The sequence below is a fragment of the Massilia norwichensis genome (assembly GCF_024753245.1).
In the GTDB taxonomy this organism is placed as follows: Bacteria; Pseudomonadota; Gammaproteobacteria; order Burkholderiales; family Burkholderiaceae_D; genus Telluria; species Telluria norwichensis.
Genome location: NZ_JANUGX010000053.1, coordinates 1 through 10,076 on the forward strand (window position 1 = coordinate 1; position 10,076 = coordinate 10,076).

General features: G+C 60.9%; 5 protein-coding genes. All 5 read left to right on the plus strand.

Features of this window, described 5'->3' with window-relative positions:
• Positions 1 to 123: 123 nt before the first annotated feature.
• From NX782_RS25780 to NX782_RS25800, 5 genes are read left to right on the plus strand one after another with little or no spacing between them, the layout of a single operon-like run.
• Positions 124 to 4,086 (plus strand): AAA domain-containing protein, encoded by a 3,963-nt coding sequence (locus NX782_RS25780; protein WP_258848364.1) that lies wholly within the window; start codon positions 124 to 126, stop codon positions 4,084 to 4,086.
• Positions 4,083 to 6,518: a PIN domain-containing protein gene (locus NX782_RS25785; RefSeq protein ID WP_258848365.1), complete on the plus strand. Its 2,436-nt coding sequence runs from the start codon at positions 4,083 to 4,085 to the stop codon at positions 6,516 to 6,518. Before NX782_RS25780 ends, NX782_RS25785 begins: the two co-directional genes overlap by 4 nt.
• Positions 6,515 to 7,624 carry a hypothetical protein gene (locus NX782_RS25790; RefSeq protein ID WP_258848366.1) on the plus strand — a complete coding sequence of 370 codons (1,110 nt, stop codon included), beginning with the start codon at positions 6,515 to 6,517 and terminating at the stop codon, positions 7,622 to 7,624. Before NX782_RS25785 ends, NX782_RS25790 begins: the two co-directional genes overlap by 4 nt.
• Positions 7,617 to 9,476, plus strand: a complete 1,860-nt coding sequence (locus tag NX782_RS25795; RefSeq protein WP_258848367.1) for an AAA family ATPase — start codon at positions 7,617 to 7,619, stop codon at positions 9,474 to 9,476. The genes NX782_RS25790 and NX782_RS25795 overlap by 8 nt, the downstream gene beginning before the upstream one ends.
• Position 9,477: 1 nt before the next feature.
• Positions 9,478 to 10,053 carry a 4Fe-4S single cluster domain-containing protein gene (locus NX782_RS25800; RefSeq protein WP_258848368.1) on the plus strand — a complete coding sequence of 192 codons (576 nt, stop codon included), beginning with the start codon at positions 9,478 to 9,480 and terminating at the stop codon, positions 10,051 to 10,053.
• Positions 10,054 to 10,076: the final 23 nt, after the last annotated feature.

The window sequence follows — 10,076 nt, forward strand, 5'->3', positions numbered from 1 at the left end:
ACAATGAAACAGGCGACAGGTTACAAAGTGTGAGTTTCCTGGGAGCTACATGTAGTAGAGTAAGTCTTTGGCTTTAACCGATGGCCGCGTATGACATGCTCGGCAAATTTGGCAGATACACCGATGTCCGAGACCACACACGCGCCTTCCTTTCCCGCCCATCTTTATTGGGACATACGGTTTACTCCACCCACCTTCCCGAACACCACTGCTGTTGCAAGCGTCGACAAGCTGTACGCCAAGCTCAGTGCCTTGCGTAAGCGCTTCGGCAACGCATTGCTGCCCGGTGCGAGTACGCCGCAAGACATGCTGGCGCGCTTTTGCACGCTGCTGTTTCCAGACGGCCGACTGAGCGACTACCTGATCAGCAACATCACGGTCAAAGCTGACCCGTATTTGCTGATTCGGCCGCAGGCTCTGCTGCCGAGTCACACTGCGGAGTGGCCCGAAGGCTTGACGCTTGCCGCGAAGGGCTACGTCGAGCGGCGCACAGGTATGTTCCGCCTGATGGATATCAGCGACATGACGGACTTACCGGCGCGCCCGTTCGAGCGCACATTGCGCGCTATCCCAATGCGTGGATCGCCCCGTCACGGGCAATCGGCCGAGTCTGGACTGAATGCTGAGTGGCTCGCTACGCTGCCGCTGATTTCGAAGGACACTGCGGAGGCGTTGAAACAATGGACCGACTACCTCGACTGGAAGCAGAAGTTAGTCCAGGCGGGTATTACCGGTGTCCGTTACCTATCGCGCAGCTTGCAGGATGACGGCACATGGCGTTTTGTCATCGCCGTGCCAGAAGCGTCGGACGGGCCCTCGATCGATCGGCTGCTGCGAAGCGACGATTTATCGGCTTACAACCTGGATTACTCGACCGATCCCTGGACTTTTACGTACCGCGAAAATAGCAAAGCGCGTGCCCAAGCGCTGGGTGAAGCGGCACCCGGCAAGAAGGCGGTGACGATCGACCGGAAGGCCATTCCGCAAGCACTGGTGTCTGAGGAAATGCCGGCGGCACGCTTCCAGGAGGTCAGTTACCAGCTCGAAGAGACGGCCTACGAAAAATTCGTCGAACTCGTCGAAGCCGACGGCGCTGTCGAAGCGGTCAAAAAATTTGAGAACACGCTGCCAGCGACCGGCTTCTTGGCCGTCTCAGCCGTAGGTGACTTGGCGCTGATCCGGCGCCAGCGCGAAGAGTTACAACGCCTGCAAAGGGAATCGGGCTTCGCGCCGTTCGTCTCGGCCTACTTGTTCGACATTACGCAGGCGCGCGCGCCAGACCGTTGGCACGAGATCGGTCCACAAGACTGGCTGCGCGGCGACATGAATCCCGACCAGCGCAAGGCCGTGCAGATGATGATCAGCACGCCGGACCTGTCACTGATCCAAGGGCCGCCCGGTACCGGCAAGACCACCATGATCGCCGAAGCGACATACCAACTGGTCCGCCAGGGTAAGACAGTCCTGGTCGCGTCTCAGGCCAACCTTGCGGTCGACAATGCGCTTAAACGGCTGGGCGATACACCTGTCATTCGTGCCCTCCGGCTCGGCATTAAGGCTGACAAGGAGTCGCCCTTCGTACCTGAACATGCGCTGGGGTCCTACTACCGCTCGGTCGCCAAGTTCTGTCGCCAGCAGCATCTGGACAAGTGGGAGGCAATGCAATCAGAGGCCCGTAGCCTCGATGCGTGGATCGAAGCTACCGAGTTAGTCGCTTCGGACTTGCGTCAGGTCGAAGAACGCATTGCGCAAGGCCGCGCCTTAAAAGAGCGTAGTACGCAAGAACAGCAAGGCCTGCAGCAGCGTCTCGAGGCGGCAGGAAGCGAGCGCGAGCGCCTGGACGATGCCGCTAGCTTCCTTGATCACCTAACGTCCGCGCAGTCGGACTGGGCCGGTTCTCTTCCCGACACCTTGCGCCAAGCGTGGCATGCCGCCGTTGGGCGCATGCAGATATCGTTCGCTGAAGCTGGGCTCAACACGGGACGCGCATTGGGTTGGTATGACCCGGCCGCTAGCCGCATGCAAGCAGCGATGCTGTTCTCGGCGGCCCGGACATGCTCGCAATTGCTCGATCGCCTGCCGTCGTTGAGAAACGAATTGCGCCGGCTATCGCAACTCAAGAGCGAGCAGTTGATGTCGGCAGAAACCGAAGCCTTGGTCGCGACCTTGACAGCGGAGAGAACGCGCTTGTGGGTCCTGGCTGAAGATGGGGATGACGCGGCCTTCGCCCAAGCGAAAGAAATCGCACAACAATTACGGTCCCTATCGCGCGACAGCGCGCTGTCGCGCGACCTGTACGAATCGGTGTTCGAACCGACCCATGCAGCGCGTTTGCTGGCGGCGAACGCCACACGCACGGCCGTCCTCGAGGCGCTCCAGCGCGCAGTTGCCGCGCTGCGCCGCGCGATGCCCTGGCGCCACGCGGCCTTCGCCCTCGGACGCACGCAACTGGCGGCAGCCATCGCCTCTGCTGCTGACACGACCAACGACCAGCGCCAACTAGCCTTGGTGGGCCGCGGGATCCGCGAACTCGAACATCAGTTGGCGGAAGATGCGAAACGGCGTACACGGCACTTAGCAGACCTCGGTGCGCAACTTGAACTGGACGAACTTCCCACCGATTGGCGCGCCGCCTGCGCCACCGCGCTGGAGGCAAAACGCACACGTCAGACCATGGTCGGCGGCGGCTTGCGCCAGACCGCATCCTTGCGTAATGATTGGGGTCCAGTCCTACAAGCATGGACCGCCTCCTTGGACGAGCAAGGCAATGCCGCCCGTGAAGCGGCGCCCGCGGTGCGTTACCTGACCGATGCCTACATCGAGAGCGCCAACGTGGTCGGCATTACCTGCTCCGAGCGGCGCAGCACGCTGACCGAGGCCAAGCACGATGCCTTCGACGTCGCCATCGTCGACGAGGTTAGCAAGGCCACGCCCCCCGAATTGTTGATGTGCGTGTCGATGGCGCGCACCGCAATTCTCGTTGGCGACCACCGTCAGCTGCCACCCGTCTTCAAAGAGGGTATCTCTGCCGAACAATACCTCGAGCAGGTCGAGGACCAGGACGCCGATGCGTCAGATGACCCGGCATCCGACAGTGCGCTGACGCGTGACAACCTCGAGCGGTTCGGTGACATGGTGTCGGCATCGCTGTTTAAGCGGCATTTTGAAAATGCGCCGGCAACCCTTAAAGCCTTCCTGTTCACGCAATACCGCATGCACCCGCAAATCATGGAGGTCGTCAACGCCTTTTATGAGGGCAAGCTGACCTGCGGTCTGTCAGACCCCGACGGCCTCAACAGCGAAACCTTGGAACGCGACATCCGCCAACACCGCTTGGAACTTTTCGGCCCAGACCGCATCGCCTATCTAAAACCCGATCAGCACGTATTGTGGATTGATTCTGGCAAGGCGCCGAACGGCGACAACGTCTTCGAACGGCGTGCTGGCGCGAGCGGCAAGGTGAACGACACCGAAGCGGCGCTGATTGCGAAAGTGTTGGTGGACCTGGACCAGGCCTGCGAAAAACAGGGTTACGGCAGCGCGGGCAAGGCACGCAAAGAGGTGGGCATTGTCACCTTCTATGCCAAGCAAATCCGGGCCATTAAGGATGCGATCAATGCGCTGGTGCGCACGCGCGGCCCCTTCGTCGCCATCAAGGTCGACGTCAACACGGCTGACCGCTACCAAGGTCAAGAACGGCCCATCGTCATCGTCAGCCTGGTGCGGTCCCCACCGCACAAGCTGTCGAAGCGTGCCAACACCGCGCAATTTGAGCGCATCAACGTCGCTTTTTCGCGCGCCCAAGAACTGCTCGTCGTGCTTGGTTCGGAGCGGGTATTCCGCTCCTACGAAATCAAGTTGCCGCACTTGGACAGGCCAGGTCATTCGACCAGAGCAGTCTATGGCCAGATCATCAGCGAGATCGAGCTCAACGGCGGTTTTAAACATGCACGCCAACTGCTTGATCAAACCACGTTTGAGCAACTGCTCCCGGCGGGCGCCAGCGGCCGTACGCCACCCTCGCCAGCCAATGCGGGACGCAAAGCCCGAAGATCCAATGACGGCCGCATCGGAGGTGCGCGATGACCCTATTGACCACATTCAAACTGGGCGTTCCGGTCCTGCGCCACCGGATCCGCGTCCTCTACGCGACGCCACGTACACCGACGCCGTTCGAAGCAGCAGTGCTCGACATCGTCCATCGCTTTGGTACGGATCCCACATACCGCGATTGGGCGCTGGAGACCGTATTCGAAGAGTTACTGTGCGTGCCGGACCCACGTCCCCTCCTCAGTGCCACTTTGCTGGAATTAAAGGCGCTGGGCATCATCAGCGCCACACAGCCCTTTGATGACTCCGACGGCCTTGCCATCGGCGCCTTGGCGCTGACCGAACGCGGCAAAAAAATGGCAATGGAGAAGAAGCTGTTGGGCCGCCAACAGGAGCAGATCGAAGAGTTTGCCTACGATCCGCTCGCCAGCGTCCGTTGCGACGAGCGTCGCTGGGCCAAACTGTCGCTAGAAGCGCCTTTGCTCGCCATTCCCGCGGGAGACTTCGCGTCGGCCTGGCCCGAACAAGCTTTTGACGCGCATTTGGATCGGCACCGGCCAGATTGGTACCGCGTGGATACCAAGATCGAAGACCGGCGTCCGGATGGCCCAGCACAAGCGGCCTGGGAACTAGTCACCGTCGAAGCGTACATCGACAATGGCGCGCTCACCTGGCGCTGCGAGCGCTCGGACGTCATGCGCCACCTCGCGCAACTGGCGCCGCATAGCACGCTGCGCTCGGCCATCATCAAGGCTATTTTCGGGGTAACCAATACCTTGGCCGAAGCATGGCCGGTCCTCGACCTGGCGCCCGACGCCGTCGTGCTTCCGCTGTCACGTGCCACCACCCTTCTCGGACAGCAGCCGCGCCTCTTGGTGTCGCAGCACGGCGCTTTCGCCATGAGCGCGGGTCCGAACCTGACGGCACCGGGCACCGTGAGGTTGCGACACGGCGCAGACCTAAGCGACTTGCCCAGGGCTCGGTGGCACATCAACTGGAACGCCAGTCATGACGGCTGCATCGTGAAACTGGCGCCAGACGTGTACATGGGTGACGCCGATATAGCGAGCGACACAGAGAGTTGGCGCCTATGCCGGGCTAACCTCATGGTGAACGGTGCGCCGGCGCAAGTTGCGCTGGCGCTGCGCATGGCCGGAACAGGGGAGGCCGTGTTCGACAGCGTCGCCACGCGCTTACTCGCTAGCCTCGACCACCAGGAAACGGCCGCCGGACTGCTGCTGACGCCCTACACGCGCGCCGTGCCGGCGCTGGTCGATGCCCTGCGGACCCGGGGGGTCGGACTGTCTCTGCTGGAGGCAGCGATCAGCTGGGGCGCGACTTTACGGCGCCTAAAAGACAAAGATTTACCAGGCTGGAATAAGGGGATGGTGGCACTATTTGAAGCGGCGCTCGGCTCTTGTAGCGAAGACATCGCGCTCGAGGCAGTGCCGGCGTGGTGCGAGAAGTTGAAGGCGCTTGCGCTCGCCGATCCAAAACCCTTAGTTGGCGAACTGCTGCGCCGAGTCGCGCCTTTATCAACTGCTGCCTGCCTGGCGCCACTCCTTGGACAGGCGCGCGCCATTGCGCCTGGTTTTTCCTTGCCCTGGCTCCCCAACCTTTATTCCGCACCGGTGGTCAAAGAGATTCTCGACCTCGACAGTGAAACAGCGCTTGCGAAGGTGCTCGGTACTGCGAATGGCAATAGCTTCGACAACGCGCTGCGCGAACTCTGGCGTCATGGTGGGCAATTCGCGAAACGCATCGGAAAAAGCTTCCCGCTCGCTGCCCCCGTCCCCGATACGGTCCGTAAGTTGGCGACAGGACGTGAATTGCCATCCTTCCGCAGTGCCGTCCAGGAATGGAACCGGCAATTCGACGAGTTCGTGCAGGCGCATGGCCTACACGAGGCGGTGCAATGCACTCGCCTAGCCGCCGCCCGACAAGTGGGCCTCGATTGGCTCGCCGCCGTGGATCGCTACATCGAGGCGAGCGGCGCCAACTTCGAGCACGTGTTCGTGGTCGACACCAATGCGCTGATCGATTGCCCCGAGCTGCCGCGACTCTTACGGCCAACCCAGTTGCTGGTGCTGCCGGCCACGGTGATCGACGAACTCGATAAAAAGAAGACCGACCCGGCGCTCAGGGAGCGCTGCGCTACGGCTGTACGCCATCTGCTGGCCGTGCCGCCAGCCCAAAAACGCTTGGAAACTGCAGACATGAGCTTACTGCCGGACGATTTTCGCAAGTCCGCCGACAACCGTATTTTGGCGGTTGCCGCTAAATACGCCGGGACCAACACGCATCTGGTGACAGGCGACCAGAACCTCTGCTTGAAAGCGCAGGTCATGAACATTAGCGCCTTTGGTGTCGAGCGCTTCATCAATCGCCCGGTACAGCGTAAGCCTGCTGCATCCAACGCAGCGCCGCGCCCGACCCATGCTAACCAAAAGAAAAGGACAGGAACATGAGCCGCATCGCCGATCGGACCTGGGAAATCGAACGAGAGCGACGTCACCAAGCGTATTTGAGTCGCATTCGTTCGACCACCTCGGAATTCGTCGAACGCTACGAAACCATTCTCGCTGACGTGCGCCGCCAGGGCCTGGATCGCTACGTGGCCACCGAGTTTCGAAGCTTGGAATCGACGCTGCAACGTTTGCGCAGCCTGCTGCATAGCGACCCAGAGCGTGCTCGCGACGAAAGCCGCAACATCGCCTCTGACGTCCACGCGCTGCCGCGCGTGGCGCGCGAAGCGCAGCGCCATGCGGTCGAACTCGAACGCGAAAGACAGCGTCGCGCGGGCGTCGAATTGCAAAGCGTGCTGGATTCGGTGTTCGGCGAGATAGGTGACCCGGTGGAACGCGAGTTTGCTTACATTGAGGCAGCCACTTTGAAAGACGATCTGACAGCCAGAGTCGCCGCCGGAACGAGTATTGAGCGCATTCGACAGGACGTCGCGCAGCAGACCGCGCGCATCCGAGAACAGGCCCAGCGTCAGGCCAGCGAGTGGAAAGCGGGGCGTCGCCAAGCTGCTGCGCCAGAGGTACAGGCGCAAGTGCTGCGCGACACCCGGGATACGGCGCTCAAAGCGGCCGAGCGCAATCCAGCGGCGCTGCGTGCACTGTCGGCCGCCTGGGACGCAGTACAGGAGACCGACGAGGCGTCCGCCTTCCAACATGCGCTCGCCGCAGCAAGTGCGCAGGCCGACGATGCCATCGTCAATGAAGAATGCCGCCGTACGGCTGTACGCGCGATTTTTGAATCGCTGCAGAAGGCCGGCTTTGCCGTGGAGCCGCCGCGGCGCGAGACCGGCGAGTCAGACCGGGTGGTGATCCTGGCCCGTAAACCCTCTGGCCGGCAAGCGGAGTTCCGGGTCGACCTTGGTGGCGAACTTTCCTACAAATTCGACCATTACGAAGGTTTGGCGTGTAAGCAAGACATCGACCAAGTGCTCCCCATGCTGCAGCAACTCTATGGCATCCAACTGTCGGACGAGCGCATTCGCTGGGAAAATCCAGACCGTCTTTCGCGTGACGCGCGCCCGCTAGACAACCAGGAGAACCGTCATGAGTGAGATCGCATCGCCTCTGTGGTTGCAAAATTTCCGGCGTCAAGCCGGTATGCGTCGCGTGATCGTCGTGCACGGCAATGTGCAAGACTTGGCCCTTTCCCCTTTGAGCAGCGACTATGTTGCGGTCACGGATTTGCTGGCGCAGGTTTTAAAGGACATGGCGTTCGACCAAGTCGTGCGCTGGAACCGCGCGGATGGTATGCGCGGCATCGATGAAGCCGCCCGCGCCAGGTTGGTGGCCGAAGCTTCTGGGATCGCCGCGCCAGCGGCAAGCGGGACGGCTGCCGAAAGTTACGACATGGGGGACGTTAGTCCGCCCCCGGTAGTACCGCAAACGTGCGACCCGCAAGACTTTTTCCGCATCGTCCAACAGAGATTACTGGCCAGTGGGCGCGAGCGCAGCGCGTTCGTGATCGAGTGGCCGCAGTACCTGTTCGGTAGCGCCAATAATTTAAGTGAGGCAGAGCGTCAATGGCTGCTTTTGCTGAATGCGGCAGCCAGCGCGCCGGTCGAAACCGGTAACGACCACTTGGGCCGACCGTCTAGCTTGGTCGTACTGGTGTGTCCGCGGGTGGGGGCGATTCCCCCGGTACTCTTGCAGCACAACCCTGCAGCCACCGACATCGTGGTGCCCTCGCCTACTCGCAGCGAACGCGAAGAATTCCTCAAGCGCACGGCGCGGCGCTGGGCTTTGAGTGAGGGGATTACCCCGGACACGGCGCCGTTCGCCGATTTCGTCGACGCCCTAGAAGGTCTGGCGATACGGGATCTACAGCAACTGATGAAGCTGTCACGCCAATCTGGTCCTGAGCCACTGAAGGCGGAAGCGCTGTGCAACTTGTATCGCTTTGGCGATCGCAAAAGTCCTTGGGAGGATTTGAATCACGCGAAGTTGCGCACCCTTGTCCAAAGCATTGGCGCACGCGTGATTGGCCAGGACGAAGCGATTCACAAGATCAACCAAGTCATCATCCGTGCGTTTACCGGTTTGAGTGGTTTGCAGCACTCGAAGAAGCAGCGCATGCCGAAGGGGGCGCTATTCTTTGTCGGCCCGACGGGGGTCGGCAAGACGGAGTTGGCCAAGTCGCTTGCCGCCTTCTTGTTCGGCGACGAGGATGCTTGCATCCGCTTCGATATGTCCGAGTTCAACCACGAGCACAGCGACCAGCGCCTGGTGGGCGCGCCGCCGGGCTACGTCGGCTACGAAGAAGGCGGACAACTGACGAATGCGGTCAAGCGTAAACCCTTCTCGGTGCTGTTGTTCGACGAGATTGAAAAGGCCCACCCGCGCATCCTCGACAAATTTCTACAAATCCTCGAAGACGGCCGCCTCACCGATGGTAAGGGAGATACGGTGTCGTTCGCAGAGTCCGTGATCATTTTCACGTCCAACATTGGCGCCGCTGACGTCCAAATTAGCGATGACGTGAGCAGCGTGCGCCAAGCCTTCCTGGGCCAGGTGCAGCACCACTTCGTACACCAGATGAAGCGCCCTGAGCTGCTGAATCGCATTGGCGACAACATCGTGCCCTTCAACTTCATCACGGTGCCGGGTTTCTTGGCGAATATCGCGAGTTCGAAGTTGGCGCCGCTGCGGCGCAAGCTGCACGAGAAATATGGCATCCGCAACCTGGTGTTCAGAGACGAACTGGCTGCGATGGAGGCGATCGCGGCCACGGCCGAAGCGCGGATGGGCGGACGCGGCGTCTTGAATCAGTTGAGTAAGCATTTGATCGATCCGTTGGCCGAGTTCTTGTTTGAGTATGGCGACGATCCGGGTTACTTGCGCGGTAAATCGGTGCGCGTCATCCAGCGTGGCGGTGGCGCGCAGTTCGCGTTTGACTTGGAGGACTAGCTTGTCTTCGCTTTTACTGAACCTGGGCCACTGGATCGACTGCACCGAGGTCGAGGGCCCGGGCAAGCGCTTTGCGATTTGGACGCAAGGGTGTCATATCCGCTGCGTGGACTGCTGTAATCCGGAACTCCTTCCTTTCGTGCCAAACAAGTTGGTTAAGGTTGATGAGATGGTCCGGCGCATTCGGGCAGCGCACGAGCAGCATGGTATCGAGGGCATCACGTTGCTCGGTGGTGAGCCGATGATCCAGGCGCGCAATCTGTCAGTGCTGGCGCGTGAAGTCCGCCAGCTTGGTTTAACTGTCGTCCTGTTTACGGGCTACGTAATCGGACCCGATCGCAGGTTGCCTGATGGGGGTGCCGAACTGCTTGCGCAGTGTGACCTGGTGATCGACGGGCCGTATGTGCCGAGCCGACGGGAAAAGAAACGGAACTGGGTCGGATCCACCAACCAGCGCTTTCACTATCTGACACCTGCCTACGACAGCGTGATCGAGACGGCCGCGCAGTACCGCAACGGCGTCGAAATCCGGTTGGACGCATCTGGTCAAGCGATGCTCAACGGCTTTCCTTTTTGACTTGCTGGATAACTTCAGCAATA

What these genes read in the sequence shown, in the direction of transcription:
- NX782_RS25780 (WP_258848364.1), top strand. Translation starts at nt 124, where the DNA reads ATGTCCGAGACCACACACGCGCCTTCCTTTCCCGCCCATCTTTATTGG.
- NX782_RS25785 (WP_258848365.1), top strand. Translation starts at nt 4,083, where the DNA reads ATGACCCTATTGACCACATTCAAACTGGGCGTTCCGGTCCTGCGCCAC.
- NX782_RS25790 (WP_258848366.1), top strand. Translation starts at nt 6,515, where the DNA reads ATGAGCCGCATCGCCGATCGGACCTGGGAAATCGAACGAGAGCGACGT.
- NX782_RS25795 (WP_258848367.1), top strand. Translation starts at nt 7,617, where the DNA reads ATGAGTGAGATCGCATCGCCTCTGTGGTTGCAAAATTTCCGGCGTCAA.